Origin of the sequence: Salipaludibacillus daqingensis (genome assembly GCF_029891575.1) — a bacterium.
In the GTDB taxonomy this organism is placed as follows: Bacteria; Bacillota; Bacilli; order Bacillales; family Salisediminibacteriaceae; genus Salipaludibacillus; species Salipaludibacillus daqingensis.
Map to the genome: position 1 here is coordinate 1 of NZ_JARZHF010000007.1, position 17,419 is coordinate 17,419.

The window sequence follows — 17,419 nt, forward strand, 5'->3', positions numbered from 1 at the left end:
GACCTGTCAATTTCATATGTCCAGTGACGATCGCGGAGAGGTCACACCCGTTCCCATGCCGAACACGGAAGTTAAGCTCTCCAGCGCCGATGATAGTTGGGGGATCTCCCCCTGTGAAAGTAGGACGCCGCTGGGCATTTAAGACATTCTCATTTATGAGGGTGTCTTTTTTTGTGTTTTGGTTTTTGAGGATGTTGGTTTTGGGTTTGAAGTTTGGCGGCGAGTTATTGGATGTGTGAACAAGCAATAACAGGGCGTCTTGTGCCAGACATGAGCTGATTTTGATGAAAGACGGTCACAAGCGAGGTCAACTAGCGACCTATGAAGAGCTATTTTGGAAAAAGAGGGTCACTAAAGCAGTCGATTAGTGCCCTATAAATATGCCATTTACGTATTTAGGGTCACTAGAGCAAGCAACTAATGCCCCTAAAATGCAATAAAAAGGAATTTAAGGTAACTAAAGCAGCCGATTAGTGCCCTATAAATGCGCCATTTAAGTATTTAGGGTTACTAGAGCAAGTAATTAATGCCCCTAAAATGCAATAAAATGGAATTTAGGGTCACTAAAGCAACCGATTAGTGCCCAATAAACATGTCATCTACGCATTTCTGACCAAGTTGAGTAGATTTTGGTAAAAGACGGTCACAAGAGAGGTCGTCTTGTGACCAAAGCGAGCTGGTTCTATTAAAAGACGGTCGCAAGAGAGGTCGTCAATAGACCTATGAAGAGCTATTTTGAAAAGTTTACTAAAGTAAATACAAAAAAGGCATTTTTCCCTCACAATTTTGAGAGAAAGATGCCTTTTTTTCGTTGTACAATAAAGGTAAGTATCATTGCTCAAGAAGATAGAGGATAAGACTTAAGAATCAAGAGTTTAAGGAAACTGCTAAGAAGATAAGTAGATTTGAGCGAGAAAAAATCTTTATAGGATATGTAATATCATTTTTTTTAGGAGGAGTGAGTGAAATGTTGAACAAACTATTAAAGTTTTCTTTTTTTACAATGATTTTAAGTGGACTTATTGCATGTGGTGGAGAGGGATCGGTAGGAGATGGGCAAGAACAAACGAAAAATCAAAGCGTAACGGAAGAGGAATTTACAATTAGATTTTCATTTGTAAACGCTGCAATGAGTGTGAAAGGAATGGCTGCAGATAAATTTGCAGACTTAGTTGATGAAAAAACAGACGGTCGGGTGAAGGTTGAAGTATACCCTGCTGCACAATTATATAATGATGATGAATCCTTTGAGGCAATCGTAGGAGGAAACCTTGAGATGATAGCCCCTGCAGTAACGAAGCTGGTTACATTTGATCCTCGTTGGCAATATGTCGACTTACCTTTTTTGTTCAAAGACCATGACCATGTGATGACATTCTTTGAAAGTGAGTTAGCGGAAGATTTATTGAATTCAGAGCAGATAATTAGAAATAATCTTGAGGGGAAAGCATTTTGGCAAAATGGATTTAAGCAATTTACGACTAGCGACCAGCCTTTGAGAGGACCTGAAGATTTCGAAGGTCTTAATTTTCGCGTTCAAGCTGGCAGCGTACTGGACTCCTTTTATCAAAAGTTAGGTGCTGGAACGGCAACCATTTCATTGGGTGAAAGTTATGCTGCCTTGCAACAAGGAACGGTTGATGGAACGGAAAATACATTTAATAATATCGATACGCTAAACTATGAGGAAGTGCAAGATTATTTAACAGTTAGCAATCACGGTAGGATCGACTGGGCTATTTTAGTGAACAAAAGTTTCTGGGATGAGATGCCTACAGATGTTCGTGACCAAGTGGATGAAGCACTCGAAGAAGCGACTCAATTTGCAAATAAAATTACACAAGAAGAAAATGAAAAAAGTTTCGAAAAGATTAAAGCTGCAGGAAACTTAGAAGTAATTGAATTAACAGAAGAAGAACGTGCGAAACTTATCGACACTTTGGATCCTCTCTATGAGGAATTTGAATCAATTATTACTAAAGATTTAATTGAAGGAATTAGATCCTTAGAAAACTAAAAGAAAATATCATACAAATAGTAGAATTAAAGGATACAGAAAAATGGATGTTCTTGTCTTAAAGAGGAGGGGTTAGGATGAGTCGTGCTAAAAAATGGTGGGCTTTGATTGAGGATGTTTTGGCTGGGACATTCTTAACATTAGGAATTCTTCTCATCTTATATGGAGTAGTTATGAGATATGTTTTTAATGACCCTAAATCTTGGGTAGTGGAAATTTCTACGTATCTGATTGTATGGGGGGTTTTATTCGGCACCCCCATCGCTTTGAGGAATAATAACCATATTCAAATTAACTTTCTTTATGATCGTCTACCGAAAGCATATAAAAGATATGTCGATATTTTTGCAAATATAGTAGGAGTTCTCTTTTGTTTCTTTTTTACCTACTATGGATATCAATTAGTGGTTGGAAGTTTTTCTTCGGGCATGGTTTCCTTGGATGTTGGTATAGAGCTTTGGATTGTATATTTGGTTTTACCGATAGCTGGTTTCATGTTCCTACTGCGATTCATTGAAAGGTTAATGCATTCGATAAGATGGGTGGGAGAATAATATGATTATTCTATTATTTCTCACGTTTTTTATTTTAATGTTCTTGCGAGTGCCTGTTGCTATCAGCTTGTTTATGGCGACGAGTCTGGTCTTAATGCAAGATAACTTTAATATGAATCTGGTACCAGTTAGGGTGTTCTCCTCTCTTAGTAGTTTTCCGCTAATGGCGATTCCGGGATTTATTTTAACCGGTGTGATTTTAGCAAAATGTGGAATTTCAGTTCGATTAATTGATGCTTTAAGATCATGGGTAGGCCACTTACCTGGTGGGTTAGCCGTTGTGACCATTCTTGCGTGTATGATGTTTAGTGCTATTTCTGGATCTAGTCCAGCAACGGCTGCGGCTATAGGTGCAATCATGATTCCAGCGATGACTTATGCTGGATATGACAAAAAGTATGCGATGGGATTAGTGGCAACAGCAGGTACTTTAGGAATTCTACTGCCTCCAAGTATTCCGTTGATTGTCTATGGTATAACTGTGGAAGAATCGATAGGAGAGCTTTTTATGGCTGGTGTGATACCTGGAATTATATTAGGTGTTACTCTTATCGTTTCTGCAATTTTCTATGCGAAAAAACAAGGGTTTGATAGAGATAAGAAAGCACCGATGGCTGAACGGGTGAAAAAGTCGGTTAGAGCAATTTGGGGGGCTTTCCTACCGATTATCATACTAGGAAGTATTTATACGGGCGCAGCAACGCCAACCGAATCTTCCGTTTTAGCTGTTGCTTATGCTGTTGTCATCTCTGCCTTTGTTTATAAAGGGATGAGTTTAAAAGATATTCGTCCGATCTTAACAGAAACGATTAACATAACATCGATGATATTTTTAATTATTGCCTCGGCCAAATTGTTTGGGTTATATTTAACTACTTCTCAAGTTCCTCAAGCGGTAGGGGCTTGGGTTGCGGAAAGTGATATGAACAAATGGATATTTATTATTGTAGTAAATTTATTATTCTTTCTTTTAGGAACATTCTTGGAGTCGCTATCTATTATTTTAATTACTTTACCAGTTTTGTTTCCAATACTAATTCATTTTGGAATTGATCCTATCCATTTTGCAATCATCATGATAGTAAATATGGAATTAGCGATGATTACCCCACCGGTTGGATTGAATTTATACGTGGTCAGTGGAATTGCAAAAGAAAGAATTGAAATGGTAATCAGGGGAGTCATTCCATTTTTTGTACTGTTTATCATTGTACTCATCATCATCGTGATTTTTCCACAGTTGTCATTATGGTTACCGAGCTTAATGAGATAGTATGAGTCCAGGAAATAACTGATATAATAGTTAAATAAGAAGATACCCTACCATTATGAGGTTGGGTATCTTCTTTTATTTTAGGCTTTATGCTTCTATCATTAAGTCGCCAGATCAAACTTATTTAGAGATAAATAGTTGTGTCCAATAATGGCTATATTGCGAATTAGTATTCACGTATCCAATACCAATATGCGTATAAGTGCCATTTAAAATGTTTTGTCTATGACCAGGACTATTCATCCAAGAATTAACTACTTGCTGAGGAGATCGTTGCCCAGCTGCAATATTCTCTGCCGCTGCTCGGTAATTGACTCCGTAATGTCTCAACATATCAAATGGAGAACCATAAGTTGGAGAGGTATGACTAAAATAGTTATTATCACTCATATCTTGCGATTTTGCACGTGCAACTTTTCCCACTTGATTGTCCATTTTTAACGATTGTATACCTCGGTTTTGTCTTTCTTGATTGACTAATTTTAGTACTTCTTGTTCGTAAGCATTGGCAAAACTGGAGTTGTCATTGCTATCATTTGAAACTTTATTGTCTACTAGTTTAATAGACGAGCCAATTTGCATGTTATAAGGATCGACATCAGGGTTTAAATCCATCAATTTTTGCGTGCGAACCCCGTAACGTTGACCAATATAAAAGAATGAGTCTCCTTTAGATACTTTGTATGAATCAAACGGTGGCTCATCAAAATGACTGTAACCTCTTGCTTCAGTTGCATTTGCTGAAGCTGCAAAGAGGCCAAACGCTACCGTTAATGCTACGAAACCTTTGAATATTTTTTTCATAGAATACAATCCTTCCTTCCTTTGTTAAAAGTATGGTCTTACTATTATCTATCCTAAGGGATTAATAGACGAGGGTAAACACTCCAAATTATGCCAATGTGGTTGTGGTAACAGTCTTTTACCCAACGATCTTCATCTGATTTTTAACAATTCAAGGCGAATGACATACATTAATAACGTCTAGAAATGATTATTAGAAAGGAGAAGTTCAAATGATTAACCAGTCACACAAAGGTAATATGGAACACCCTGAACAACTTGCAGATTATTATCAATCACAAGCAACGTATTATGAACGGTTAAAAAATGGATCCAAAAACAACCTATGTTTATATTATCAATATGGAGAACAAGAATATTATAACAAGGCACTAGCATGTCGTTATAAGATGTTAACTGCTGAAGCGTCCATGCCGAAAAACCAATCACCAAATGACAGACAAGGAAACATTCCAGATCATGATGAGGAATTGGCAACACGATCTTTGTTAAGTTCTCTCAGAGAAGGTGGATATATTTTCTATGCTAGGCACGGAGAAGCAACGGTAGGAGTTGATCAAGCCGATTCCGATCTTCAAGATTGCGCAACACAAAGAAATCTTTCAGAGACAGGAAGAAGACAAGCAGTCACCTATGGGGAAGGGTTTCGCAATTTAGATATTCCAGTCCAATTTCCCGTGGAGACGAGTCCTTTCTGTAGAAGTATAGAAACAGCTAACTTAGCTTTTGGACAGGAGAATGTTCGAGTCGAGCCATTTTGGTTTCAAGTTTATCGGTTGTTTGAAAACATTACTTTTGAAGAACAACAAAGAATCATTCAACAGGTAGACTCTGTTTTGGAAACTTCACCGTCTCAAGGGACTAATACCTTGATTATTGCCCATAGTTTTCCAGAAGGGGTTGGTTTGGGGCAAATTCCAAACATGGGAACGGTTATCGTTAGGCCATTAGGTCAAGGAAATGGGTATGAAGTAGTTGCTAAGCTAACATTGAGGGGATTTACGGATTTACAAGAATAATCATTCGTTGTAAGGGAGATGTCATAGCCCTTACAACTTTCTCTTTGTTTAGATAATATTTATAAGACTGTATATAACAATCAAGTTGGAGGGGTTCATCGGAGGAAGGAGAAATGAATCGGTCTAATTGGCGAGATTGGAGCGGTTCATCGAAGGAATTAGAAATGAATCGGCCTAATCGCGATTTATTTACGTAATGTTTATTTAAAGTTACTCCTTTTTGTTCTTCCAGTTTTTTAAACGACGATTCATAAAAATATTGCAGGAGATTGAAGAAATTTGTTGAATAGTCGATATAAGCCAAAAAATTAAGGTAATCGAAATAGTTATTCCATGGATATTTTTTTATAAAGATCATCTGATTACAATATATGTTATTCAAATTATTAAAGGATAAATAAGAACCGAGTTTTCAAAAAAGTAACTCGAACATTCTATTAAAATCATTTATAACATGGCTACTATTTATCATTCGGACGTAGAAGTGTTTTTTGGATCCTTATCTAAGACTTGAATGACCGTTAGTTTTTCAATATTACCAATATTCGTCAATTTTAAGTTTGAAAAACTAACAAAACCAATTCCGACACCAATCAATAATCCAATCCCAATATATAGGCTTTTCTCTTTCATTTTTATTACCTCCCTATTTTTTTACCATTAGTAAAATCTATTTTTTTAAAAATGAGAAAGAAAATGAATACTATTCGAAGAAAGGTTTAAACGTATCTTTTATCTTATTATATGTGTATAAATTTGGCAATTGAAATATGAAAAAGTGATAGAGAAAGAAGGGTTTGCAGATGAATTACAAGCAGTATCCTAGAAACTGTTATACAAAATCAGCAACACCAATGGAAAGAGCAAGTCGGTTAGCTGAGTCGTTGGGTGGACCAAATATTTTTATAAAACGGGATGACTTACTAGGCCTAACCGAGGGTGGTAACAAAACTAGAAAATTAGAATTTCTTATTGCAGATGCTCAAGCAAAAGGGGCGGACACGATCATTACGGCTGGTGGGATACAATCGAATCATTGTCGATTAACATTAGCAGCATGTGTAAAGGAAAACTTAACATGTATTCTTATTTTAGAAGAAAATGAAGTGCACCAATTTGATACACAAACGAATGGGAATTTTCTTCTTTATCAGCTTTTGGGGACCGAATCACTTAGAATTGTACCTAATGGAACAGATGTTTACGCCGAAATGGAAAAAACAGCAGTGGCTATGCGGAAAGAAGGACGAAAACCATACGTTATTCCCGTTGGAGGATCCAATGTGATAGGAATAACAGGTTACGCAGCATGTGCAGAAGAAATTGAAAAGCAGGGAAAAGAGCTCGATTATTATTTTGATTATGTCGTGTGCACGAGTGGTAGTGGAGGAATGCATGCAGGTTTAATTGCTGGTTTTCAAGGACTGAAAAGCAAAACAAAGGTGATCGGGATCAATGTTAGTAGAGAAAAATTAATCCAAGAAGAGAATGTGTACGAGCTAGCTAAAGGTACAGCAACTCATCTTAACATTGATGAACCAATCAAACGGCACACGGTGTTGTGTTTTGATGATTATGTTGGTCCAGGATATGCATTGCCAACAAATGAGATGGTAGAAGCGGTCAAATTAGTCGCAAGAAATGAAGCGATACTATTAGACCCTGTTTATACAGGCAAAACGATGGCTGGACTCATTGATCTTGTTAGAAATGATTATTTCCAACCAAGTGACAACATCTTGTTTATTCATTCGGGAGGGACACCGGCTATTTATGCGTATGCACCAGTTTTTTTCGAGAAAGGTTAATAAAGAAGGTGCTTCCTCTGCGATTTGGAATGAAGGCACCTCCTTTTTATAAAAGAATTATTTATGATTTTGGTTTTTCTGATTGGGTGTTCTTTTGTTTTGTTAAGGCAATTTTTGCTTCATTGAAAGTCAACCCAGACTTATTATTGAGCCTTTTCACTTCGTTAATGTCCGTTCCTGCAATTGTTTTATTATTATACAAATTAGAAGTACCTCCTTTTTAAATATATCAATAGCATTCTCAGGAGGTAAATTGAAATGAATCTTGCTTTTTTATATTTTTGTAAATCGAATTAAATTCTTTCAATGAAAAGCGGACCTATTTTCATGTTTAGGTGAATGAAAAAGCCATCCTCTAATTTATAGAGGATGACTTTTAAGTTAACACCTTAGGGGACTCAACCATTTCACTTTTCGACTCTGATTTCATCACACCAACGGCTTTTTTAAGGCCAGCTTCCTTACTTTTCATTATTATACAGATGAAAAGTGAGTTGCTTCCGTTGATCACCATTCTGCATATAAGGTTCAATCATTGGGTTAGAAGCGTTGCATGATTAGTTTTAAATGAAATTGTTGATCTTTCCGAAAATAAAGTGCCTTACATATCGGCTAGCGGATCAACGTAACATTTTTTCAACTAATGATCATGGAACAACTACCAAGCCTACATGATTCTTCCTCTTTTGCAGTGTTCAAATATAATCGTTTTTGATATGGCTCTCATCTAGTTAACGGTGATTAGATCATTATTATTTTCAATCCCGTTTCTAGTCCTTATCAGATTATTTTTGAAGTGTTGGTTTTTATGGGAACCAACCGCATGGCTGAGTCTCCAAAGGGGTTAACTAATTAATTCTATTCTTAGTTATATTTTTACCCTTATTTCATAAAAATAGTGTGACAAATTTGTGAACGTTTCGTTCGGCAGAAGTTAGGATTATGACTAGACTCCGTAAGCCGATAACCTGAAAAGACTTGCTAATTTCTCCGAGGAAAGGGAAAGATGATGTTTCCCAAACAAGATAAAGTTAAAAGCGATCAACGTTCTATTTTCAGGGCAGAATATGACTAACAGTATTTAAAAGGGATGATGGAAAATGAGCGATAAAATATTGATCGTTGAGGGGAAGAGTGATCGAAAGCGCGTGAAGCAAGTGCTAAAAGAACAGGTGGAGATCATTTGTACTTACGGAACACTTAGCGACGAAAAATTAGAGGAATTGATTTTGCCCGTGGAAGAATTAGACGTTTATATTTTTGTTGATGCTGATGAATCAGGTGAAAAATTGAGAAAGCAGTTGAAACATGAATTACCGAATGCAACTCATTTATATACAGAGAAAGAATATGGGCAAGTAGAAACGACTCCATTTCATTATTTAACAGAAGTTTTAGGTGAACACTTCCAAGTGGAAGAAAATTTGAATGAATAGATTGTCATCGTTTTATTTGAAATTAATTTTTTAACAATCATGGATGTCTATTATATAAGCTTCAATAAAGGTATGATAAAGAATGAAGGACAAGTATTTTATTCTACCATTCATATATCTTTGAAGTTTGATTCCCTAGAATAAAAGAACAAAACAAAAAGAAAGTGCTAACTATATTTTTTCGAAAAAGGAGAATGATGATGATACATAAATTAGGTTTGAAAACAGATCATTTACATGGTTCGTTTAATCATGATTATCGTCCTATTTTAGCGATTGATTCTGGAGATTCGCTTCATTTAACAACACCTGACATTCAATGGGGCTATGCGAAATCAAAGGGGGAAGCAAGAAAGTTTTTTGATTCAAAAGAGAAAGAGGAGAAATGCGGGCATCCGATGATAGGACCGATTTTTGTAAGAGGTGCAAGGGCTGGTAGTGTTCTAGAAGTTCGATTAAATGAAATTGTACCAGGTTCATACGGTCAAAACTGGGCAGGTGGGGTAAGTAATTGGGAAAATGACAAACTCGATATTGCAGAAGATGATCTAGTTTCCTTGAATTGGGAATTAAACCATACCACGATGACAGGCAGTTGCTACATAGGCAAGAGAAAGTTTCACTTAGGTCTTTCTCCTTTTATGGGATTGTTAGGCGTGGCGCCTTTAGAACCAGGTGTTCATGCAACACCACCACCGAGATACTGCGGAGGTAATATTGATTGCAAAGAGTTAGTTCAAGGTAGCAAGCTATATTTACCGGTATCTGTTGATGGAGCGCTGTTTTCAGTTGGAGATGGTCACGCTCTTCAAGGAGATGGGGAAGTGTCTGGAACAGCAATAGAATGTCCGATGGACCGTGTCGATTTGACATTAACCGTCAAGGAAGACATGTCGTTAAAACGACCTCGCGCAAATACACCTTCAGGTTGGATTACATTTGGTTTTCATGAAGATTTAAATGAAGCGGCAGCAATGGCTCTTAATGACATGGTTGAATTAATGATCGAACACCATCATCTGAGAAAAACGGAAGCGACAGCATTGGCAAGTGTGGCCGTTGATTTACGCGTTACCCAAGTAGTAAATGGTGTGAAAGGAATCCATGCTGTTTTACCTCATGGATCGATTCGGTAAAAATGATCCGAGTAGTAAGTGAGATTAATCAAAAGCAATATTCTTTGAAAAAACAATCGTAAGAGTAAAGCTGACTCACTCAAAATAAAGAAGAGGTATGAACATCGTTAGTAGACGTTGTTTGTACCTCTTTAAGTGGGTTGTTCCTATTACATTGAAAAGTAATTTAATCAAAATCGCTATTATTCTAAAACTCCAGCTTCATTGTAAAATGCTAGCTTCGTATCATTAAATTCCGCTGTTAATTGATTAAATTGTTCATTTAATTCAGAGATTTCATTATACATTTCATTGACCATTTCATGCTGTTCTTGAAGCTCTTCAAGTTCTACTTCTTCATCTTTCACCATTTCATACAAGAGGATGTCTTCTTCAATAGATTGAAGATAAGTGTCATACAATTCTTCATACGTATCGTAACGATTGTTCATGATTATGACGAATTCATCAGCATAGTTTTTAGCATCTTCGTCATTGATATCTTCTGTGAATGCTTCCGCTTCTTGAAAAATCGAAAATGATTGTTCCATAATTAGTTGTTCCTCTTCCACCAATGATTTGCGTTCATCAGCAGAAGCAATCGCTTCATCAACTAGAGGCTCAATGTCTTCAATATTTGAAAGAGCGAGCATTTCTCCATACCATTCCATTTCATTCGTTTCCGCCTCGGTAAGAGGTCCTTGTTTGTCTTCTATTTCGATTTCCTTTTGAACCGATTCTTCTAAATAATCATAAATCATTTCAGATGAATTTATTGGTTTCAGTTCCATTTCACTCGTATGATCTTCAAAAGCTGTATAAATATCAAACCCAAAATCTTTTTCTAAATAATCGGCCATCTCGTCTAAATCAGACAAATGAATAGATGTTACGTCATCCTCATTAAACATCATATGTAAAAGGATATCTCCGTCTTTTACCATCATGCCATAAGCATCACTAATTTGTTTCTTCTCTTCATATGCTTCCTCAACAGTTGTTCGATCGCTTCCAATTGCAATTCCTTGCTCTGTTTCAAATTCTTCATCTTCTGACGTGATCCCTACAACAATATTTTCTCGAAAAATCAGATCAACAAGATCATAATCATAGGACAAAAACTCTGTCCCATTTATTTCCGAACTATCTTGATTACTTGGGATTCCAAGGTTTTCTTCTACTTCATCGAGTGAATCCCCAAGTTTGATGTCGTTGACGACGAATTCATTTGCATCTAATTTATTTTCAAAACAACCTGCTATTAGAAATAATGAGCCGACAAGAGGGATTACTATCTTAGGTGTTTTCATCATTAACATTCCTTCCTCTATTTTTATTTTTTATTTTCATATTTACTACTTCTACAAAGTTGTTTCGTAACCCTTTGTAGCGGCTCATGTTGTATGTTAATTTATATTATATTAAAACGATTATTCTTTTATTCGGGTGCGATGGGAAGGGGGATCACACAATAAATGTGATCTATCAACGCGAAAAGACCTCTAAATGAGGTCTTTCAATGAATATATACAATATTAATATAACCATTCCACGTTCAAGCTTTAGGAAGTTCTTATAATCTTATAATTTAAATTTTGCTATTAAATTTCTTAAACCTTCAGCAAGACTAGCAAGACTTTCACTCGAGCTAGATATTTCTTCTGTAGAAGCTGTTTGCTCCTCGACCGAAGCGGCAACTTGCTGAGTTGAAGCAGAATTCTGTTCTGCTATTGCAGCTAAATTTTCCAAAGAATTATCAATGTCATCTTTTGCTTTCTCCATATCAGCACCAGAAATATTTAAGTTAACTAATATTTTTTTCGTATCTTCAATTAAAGAGGCAATTTTATCGTACCTTTCTTCGGTAGTTGAAAAACTTTTTTGTTGGTCTGCAAAGGACGATAAAACTTCTTTCATCACTTCTACAGCTTCGTTAGAATGAGCTTGTAGATCTGCCACCATAGAATCAATCACCTTCGTCGATTCACTAGATTTTTCTGCTAATTTCCGAATTTCATCAGCAACAACGGAGAACCCTTTACCTGCTTCTCCGGCTCTTGCAGCTTCTATTGCAGCATTCAATGCCAAAAGGTTGGTTTGGTCTGCGATGGAAGCAATCACTTGACTAGCATTACCTATTTTGTTTGAACTTTCATTTGTTCTTTCAATTTCTTGTTGAACAGCAAATACTGTTTTTTCACTATGCTTACTTGCTTGGGATAAGTTTTCTATTTCGTGTAACCCTTGTTCAACAGCTTCGCTTACTTGGTCCGATGTTTTATTTAGTTCTTCCATAAATAATTGATCATCCCTGATTCTGTCACCCATTATTTTTGCTTTCTCTGCTCCTGTTTCGGTATTCGTCGCTTGACTTTGTGCACCATCAGCAATATCTTGAATCGCTGAGGAAACTTCCTCTGCTGCGCTAGCAGATTGTTGAGAAGTAGCTGTTAGTTCTTCAGAAGTCGCTGCGACATTTTCAGCAGCCTCATTAATATTTGCTATCATATCTCGTAGATTCGTAATTGTTAATTGTAACGCGTTAGCTAATTCGCCAGTTTCATCTTTCGATTGAAGGGACTTATCAGGTAAGTCATGGGAGATATCTAGCTTGGAGACCGTTAATGCATGATCTCTTGCTGTTCGTAATGGACGACTAATCGACGTAGCTAAGAAAATAGCAATGACTAAACCTATAATAGATACAACCACAACAAGTATGATGGAAGTATTTCTTACAGCGATACTTCCACTTAATGCTTCTTGTTCATCTAATTCAACGAATAGAACTGCTGGTTGATTCCCTACTCTTACTATTCCTGAACTTCCTATTACGGAATTGCCTAAATAGTCATCATAGATTCCATCATAAGAAAACTCCATATTTCCATCATGAACAGCTTGCTTATTTGAATCTATTATTTCAGTTGACAGGGTATGGTTTAAAACAGCATTTTCTTGATAGTCGCCTAACATTGTATTTGTCAGTAATGTTCCATCACCATCAATAATATAAGAATCTGCTGTCGTCCCTAACATCTCTATACCTGAATGAGCCATCTGATCTATTCTTTCTTCACGAAATGTTATATTAACCGAACCAACAATGTTATTTGTTTGATTTAATGATCGTATTGGTGTGGATAAAATGATAATATTCCTATCCAATCTTTCGTCATAATACAAAGGTGACCAGCTTTGTTCCCCTTGCAATGATTGAGTCATAATATCACTTGATAAACGTTCATTTTCCAATAATTCTTTTTGTGTTGATGATAATACGATCGTTCCCGTTGGATCAGTAATGAAAATATCTAAATAACCGTATCCTTCCGTAGCAGTCAACGTAAGTTGTTCTATTAAATCATATTGGTCCTGCCATTCAGATGATTCGTCCCCAAATTCACTTATGATCTCTAATCCCTCAGCAATATCAGCTGTACTTGCGAGAATATTTCCATCAGCTTCCGCTTTCTCATAAAAATCATTGATACGATTTTCAATTAATTCATGGAAATTAGCAATATAATCAATCGTTTCTTCTTCCATTTGTGAAGCGACTTGATTAATGATTAAAAAAGATAAAATAATTATTGGAATAAAGCCCGTAATTAAAAACATGACAACTAGTTTCATTTTCATCTTTAGATTTTTCATTTTTAACTCTCCCCAACTCATTTTTTTTAGAGATAGCTTGATATCCATGAATGTAATAGATTGTTTCCTCCTTTCCTTTTTTGTTAGAAAAAATCAAATTAAATCAATATATTATTACAAATAAAAGAATATTTATAGTTAATAAGTCATAGTTATAATATATCATTTAATAGTATTGTAAGACGATAGAAAAGATAGATTCAAGATAATAGTCCTGATTTAACTGGTATTAATCCCGAAATAAAGGGAAGGGGAAGGAAATCTTTAGAGGAGTGTTTTGATTATTTAGATTGGCATATTTAACTGATATAATATTTATATGAAATGTTTCCTTATACTTGTTTATGAGGAATGGAAGATGGTGGGAGGGGCGATGATTTACGGACGCTACAGTATAAAATTAAGGCATACATATAAAACCTAATTCAATAAAAAGTAGACAATGTAATTAGAGGAAGAATGTAGTATAATAAAAAAAAGAAATATCCTTTATTAAGCCTACTATGAAAGTTTCATAGTATACACTCGTTGGTCATTTTAGAATATGACATTTAAGAATAATCTCCGTACCCACCACTTTATTTTTTGACCTTGCATATACCTCCATAATTGAAGGTCATATAAATAGAAATATATTGATATACTTTCGTTTTCGCTAGGAAGATGCCCTCATTCGCACATTATCTATAGAACATTATTACCTTCTTTTTGATATTTCCTTTCACGTTTATTTAAGACAATTAATGAGATAGGTTTTCGTCAAATAAATAGTGATACTTAAAAGCACCTACTGAAGTCTTTTAGAAAAATGGATATAACGGTTTTTAGTTTTCTAAATTGATAAGTCTATTTCCCTCTTTTTTTATTAGTAAAATAATGCGCTTACATAACAGGACTTTACATCAATCGGTTACTACTAATCGTTCACGTTTTCTTAAAAAATGTAAAATTTCTTATGAAGTAGGTGGGGAGAAGTGGAAGTGTTAAACCTTCGAGAAGTGATTGATATTGATTTATTACAACGTATTCAAGATAGTTTTGGTGAAGCAACGGGATTAGCTGTCGTAACTGTTGATTTTCGCGGAATTCCTATCACTAAATATAGTAACTTCTCTAAGTTTTGTAATTTAATAAGAGAGGAATCCTACTTACGTGAAAAATGTTATCAGTGTGATGCTTTTGGGGGATTGGAAGGAGCTCGTAAGGATAAACCATATATTTATCGTTGTCATACAGGTCTAGTAGATTTTGCTATTCCTATAAGTGTAAAAGGACAATTTGTAGGTTCTGTCCTAGCAGGTCAAGTGAAGCTAGATGAACATGAAATATCTCGATTGGAATATATTACTCCAGGGAGTACAGAGTGGCAACAAGACGAAAAAATTATGGAATCTTTTAATGAGATTTCTGTTATTAAGTTTGAAAAAATTTCTTCAGCTGCAAAAATGATGTCGCTTGTTATTAACGATATGGTCGAAAAAGATGTGATTCGACGTATTTATGAAGAATTAAATGTAAAAACACTAAATTTAATTGAACAAATGGAAACGAGAGATTTAATAAATGAAGAGTTAAAAGAAAAAGAAAGAAATGCTTTGCAACCGCTCATTAATCCACATTTTATCTTAAATACATTGAACACTGTTTCTCGTCTGACGATTATTGAAAATGCGAACAGAACGCAAAATATCGTGTTTGTGTTAGCAGAATATTTACAATATACCTTACAAAATATCAATAAACTTGTGATGCTAAAGGATGAAATTAGTCAAATTGACCGATATTTACGCATTCAAAGAGAAAGATATGGGGATCGAATACGAAGTGAAATTCGTATTGCTGCAGATGTAGAAAAAACAAGAATTCCATCACTTATTCTCCAAGCCATCGTAGATAATGCAATCGTCCACGGTTTAGAACCGAAAGAAGAAGGAGGCATGGTGCAAATTCATGCATATTCTTCTAATGAATTTACTATGATTGAAGTGAAAGATGATGGGATTGGCATGACACATGATCAATATGAAAACGCTCTTGCGGAAGATAATTGTAAGAAAAATCAAGCGAAAGGAATTAGTATTAGTACAGTAAATATGTTTTTGCGTGATCACTTTGGTGACGGACACCAGTTGGAAATTATCCACAATCAGTTGAATGGAACGACTGTCATATTTAAACTGCCAACGATTCAAAGGAGTGTGACATATGTTGAAAATACTTTTAGCGGATGACGAGTATTTAGAAATTGAAGCGATAAAGTATTTTCTGAATCAAGCGTATGAAGAAGTAACAATCGTTGGTGAAGCGAATAATACGAAAAATTTATTAAGAATTTGTCAATACCAGCAACCTGATTTGATATTTCTAGACATCAATTTAGCGGGGATGGACGTAATCGAAGTTCTACAATCGCTAAAAAGGTATAACAGAGATTGTATGATTATCTTATTAGGATTTTACGATGACGAATTGATGATTGAGAAGGCATTGAAATATGGAGCAGAAGATTATTTAAACAAACCTATTCAACAAAATGATTTCTTAGCTAAATTAAAACGGTATAAAAACCTGACACATTCGAAACAGTTTCTCGAAGGAGAGCAGTTGGAAGAATTGCTCTATTTTATTCAAGTTGAAAACTATCGTCAAGCAAAAGAACAGTTAACCAAATTAACAAATGAAGTGATTAAGAATTGGCGGAATATTGAACAATTTAAAGAAAATTCTCAAGTGATTGCGAAGAGTATGTTTAAAATTTATGAATCTAAAAAGTTGAAAAATATCGATTCGAATCAAAATTGGTCTATTTCTAGTAACGAATTAACGATCTATAATTTTAAAGAAAAATTAATAGAACTACTAGATGGAATGTTTGAGAAAATAGTTTTATCAGGATATTCCCATGATCAGAATGAAATTCAAGCTGTTTTAAACTATATTGAATTGAACTATAAACAAGGGATTACGCTAGTTCAAGCGGCAAACTACGTTCATTTAAGCCCGCATTATTTAAGCAAGTTATTTAAAAAGGAAGTTGGCATGAACTTTGTCGGATATGTGATGGAGAGGAAAATTGAAAAAGCAAAAGAGCTTTTAGAATATACAGATATGCATGTGATTCATATTGCATTGGAACTCTCTTATCAAGAGCCTAACTATTTTAGCAAAGTTTTTAAAAGAATAGTGGGTGTAACTCCGTCAAATTATCGGAAAGAGGTAGAACAAAGTAAAAGAAGTTTAGTTAAAAATAACTATGTATTCAATGGGAAATCATATTTATAAAAACGACATGATACTTTTTTGTCAATTTTATTATGGATGATGGGAAAGGTGTTTATACACCTTTCCCATCATCTTTTTATGTGGATTTTCGGCTTAGCGAGCAATGAATCGATGAGGAAAAAGATATTGTATGATTGTCACGATATATTTTTGGTGCCCCCTTCCTATCTCCTTATTGGAACATAAACGTGTTGGAAAGGAGTGCGCTGTGTAACAATTTTCAAATTTTAACCACGAAAACGCATTATTCGCCCACGTTAGCGTAACAATTTCCTAAAAATGTCTCAAAAAATATTTTTCGAAACACAAAAAAATATCATATTTGCCAGTTAGAAGGGTAAAAAATTACTTGTTGAGCAGATAGTAAACAAATTTTTATACTATTCAAACAATTAACTACAACGATAAAAATATTGAAAGCGATTACATTTAATAGTATGGCAGAACTTTCTGC

Annotated in this window: 14 protein-coding genes and 1 rRNA gene; 10 read left to right on the forward strand and 5 right to left on the reverse strand. The window is 35.1% G+C overall.

Features of this window, described 5'->3' with window-relative positions; genetic code table 11:
* Nucleotides 1–19 precede the first annotated feature (19 nt).
* From rrf to QDN89_RS13895, 4 genes are all read left to right on the forward strand, one after another.
* Nucleotides 20–136: ribosomal RNA gene (gene rrf / locus QDN89_RS13880) — 5S ribosomal RNA — on the forward strand.
* Between the two features lie 831 nt (nucleotides 137–967).
* Nucleotides 968–2,017: a DctP family TRAP transporter solute-binding subunit gene (locus QDN89_RS13885; RefSeq protein ID WP_280770756.1), complete on the forward strand. Its 1,050-nt coding sequence runs from the start codon at nucleotides 968–970 to the stop codon at nucleotides 2,015–2,017.
* 77 nt (nucleotides 2,018–2,094) lie between these two features.
* Nucleotides 2,095–2,571, forward strand: a complete 477-nt coding sequence (locus QDN89_RS13890; protein ID WP_280770757.1) for a TRAP transporter small permease — start codon at nucleotides 2,095–2,097, stop codon at nucleotides 2,569–2,571.
* A 1-nt stretch (nucleotide 2,572) separates the two neighbouring features.
* Complete coding sequence (locus QDN89_RS13895) at nucleotides 2,573–3,844, forward strand: TRAP transporter large permease (RefSeq protein WP_280770758.1); 1,272 nt, start codon at nucleotides 2,573–2,575, stop codon at nucleotides 3,842–3,844.
* 120 nt (nucleotides 3,845–3,964) lie between these two features.
* On the opposite strand, the gene QDN89_RS13900 is transcribed toward QDN89_RS13895, so the two are convergent.
* Complete coding sequence (locus QDN89_RS13900) at nucleotides 3,965–4,648, reverse strand: CAP domain-containing protein (protein WP_280770759.1); 684 nt, start codon at nucleotides 4,646–4,648, stop codon at nucleotides 3,965–3,967.
* A 212-nt stretch (nucleotides 4,649–4,860) separates the two neighbouring features.
* Here QDN89_RS13900 and QDN89_RS13905 point away from each other — a divergent pair, with 212 nt between their 5' ends.
* Entirely contained in the window at nucleotides 4,861–5,667 is an 807-nt protein-coding gene (locus tag QDN89_RS13905) for a histidine phosphatase family protein (RefSeq protein ID WP_280770760.1), read from the forward strand.
* Between the two features lie 468 nt (nucleotides 5,668–6,135).
* Here QDN89_RS13905 and QDN89_RS13910 read toward each other — a convergent pair whose 3' ends face one another.
* A complete protein-coding gene (locus tag QDN89_RS13910; RefSeq protein ID WP_280770761.1) occupies nucleotides 6,136–6,300 on the reverse strand; it encodes a hypothetical protein in 165 nt (54 codons plus the stop codon).
* A 170-nt stretch (nucleotides 6,301–6,470) separates the two neighbouring features.
* Here QDN89_RS13910 and cuyA point away from each other — a divergent pair, with 170 nt between their 5' ends.
* Entirely contained in the window at nucleotides 6,471–7,475 is a 1,005-nt protein-coding gene (gene cuyA / locus QDN89_RS13915; protein ID WP_280770762.1) for a D-cysteate sulfo-lyase, read from the forward strand.
* A gap of 61 nt (nucleotides 7,476–7,536) precedes the next feature.
* Here cuyA and QDN89_RS13920 read toward each other — a convergent pair whose 3' ends face one another.
* Complete coding sequence (locus QDN89_RS13920) at nucleotides 7,537–7,677, reverse strand: hypothetical protein (RefSeq protein ID WP_280770763.1); 141 nt, start codon at nucleotides 7,675–7,677, stop codon at nucleotides 7,537–7,539.
* Nucleotides 7,678–8,575: 898 nt separating this feature from the next.
* Between QDN89_RS13920 and QDN89_RS13925 the strand changes: the two genes are divergently transcribed.
* Both QDN89_RS13925 and QDN89_RS13930 read left to right on the forward strand, forming a co-directional pair.
* Nucleotides 8,576–8,911: a toprim domain-containing protein gene (locus tag QDN89_RS13925; RefSeq protein ID WP_280770764.1), complete on the forward strand. Its 336-nt coding sequence runs from the start codon at nucleotides 8,576–8,578 to the stop codon at nucleotides 8,909–8,911.
* Nucleotides 8,912–9,111: 200 nt separating this feature from the next.
* Nucleotides 9,112–10,047, forward strand: a complete 936-nt coding sequence (locus QDN89_RS13930) for an acetamidase/formamidase family protein (RefSeq protein ID WP_280770765.1) — start codon at nucleotides 9,112–9,114, stop codon at nucleotides 10,045–10,047.
* Nucleotides 10,048–10,229: 182 nt separating this feature from the next.
* On the opposite strand, the gene QDN89_RS13935 is transcribed toward QDN89_RS13930, so the two are convergent.
* Nucleotides 10,230–11,339, reverse strand: coding sequence for a YkyA family protein (locus QDN89_RS13935; protein WP_280770766.1), 1,110 nt, complete (start codon nucleotides 11,337–11,339; stop codon nucleotides 10,230–10,232).
* Between the two features lie 268 nt (nucleotides 11,340–11,607).
* Entirely contained in the window at nucleotides 11,608–13,683 is a 2,076-nt protein-coding gene (locus tag QDN89_RS13940; RefSeq protein WP_280770767.1) for a methyl-accepting chemotaxis protein, read from the reverse strand.
* A gap of 974 nt (nucleotides 13,684–14,657) precedes the next feature.
* On the opposite strand from QDN89_RS13940, the gene QDN89_RS13945 reads away from it, so the two are divergent.
* Together QDN89_RS13945 and QDN89_RS13950 are read left to right on the forward strand one after the other, a co-directional pair.
* A complete protein-coding gene (locus QDN89_RS13945) occupies nucleotides 14,658–15,914 on the forward strand; it encodes a PocR ligand-binding domain-containing protein (RefSeq protein ID WP_280770768.1) in 1,257 nt (418 codons plus the stop codon).
* A complete protein-coding gene (locus tag QDN89_RS13950) occupies nucleotides 15,889–16,965 on the forward strand; it encodes a response regulator (protein ID WP_280770769.1) in 1,077 nt (358 codons plus the stop codon). The genes QDN89_RS13945 and QDN89_RS13950 overlap by 26 nt, the downstream gene beginning before the upstream one ends.
* The last annotated feature ends 454 nt before the right edge of the window (nucleotides 16,966–17,419 follow it).

Bases quoted from the DNA above. Each gene is read 5' to 3' on its own strand.
- cuyA (WP_280770762.1), top strand. From the start codon at position 6,471: ATGAATTACAAGCAGTATCCTAGAAACTGTTATACAAAATCAGCAACA.
- QDN89_RS13925 (WP_280770764.1), top strand. From the start codon at position 8,576: ATGAGCGATAAAATATTGATCGTTGAGGGGAAGAGTGATCGAAAGCGC.
- QDN89_RS13885 (WP_280770756.1), top strand. From the start codon at position 968: ATGTTGAACAAACTATTAAAGTTTTCTTTTTTTACAATGATTTTAAGT.
- QDN89_RS13895 (WP_280770758.1), top strand. From the start codon at position 2,573: ATGATTATTCTATTATTTCTCACGTTTTTTATTTTAATGTTCTTGCGA.
- QDN89_RS13940 (WP_280770767.1), bottom strand. From the start codon at position 13,683: ATGAAAAATCTAAAGATGAAAATGAAACTAGTTGTCATGTTTTTAATT.
- QDN89_RS13935 (WP_280770766.1), bottom strand. From the start codon at position 11,339: ATGATGAAAACACCTAAGATAGTAATCCCTCTTGTCGGCTCATTATTT.
- QDN89_RS13950 (WP_280770769.1), top strand. From the start codon at position 15,889: ATGTTGAAAATACTTTTAGCGGATGACGAGTATTTAGAAATTGAAGCG.
- QDN89_RS13930 (WP_280770765.1), top strand. From the start codon at position 9,112: ATGATACATAAATTAGGTTTGAAAACAGATCATTTACATGGTTCGTTT.
- QDN89_RS13910 (WP_280770761.1), bottom strand. From the start codon at position 6,300: ATGAAAGAGAAAAGCCTATATATTGGGATTGGATTATTGATTGGTGTC.
- QDN89_RS13890 (WP_280770757.1), top strand. From the start codon at position 2,095: ATGAGTCGTGCTAAAAAATGGTGGGCTTTGATTGAGGATGTTTTGGCT.
- QDN89_RS13900 (WP_280770759.1), bottom strand. From the start codon at position 4,648: ATGAAAAAAATATTCAAAGGTTTCGTAGCATTAACGGTAGCGTTTGGC.
- QDN89_RS13905 (WP_280770760.1), top strand. From the start codon at position 4,861: ATGATTAACCAGTCACACAAAGGTAATATGGAACACCCTGAACAACTT.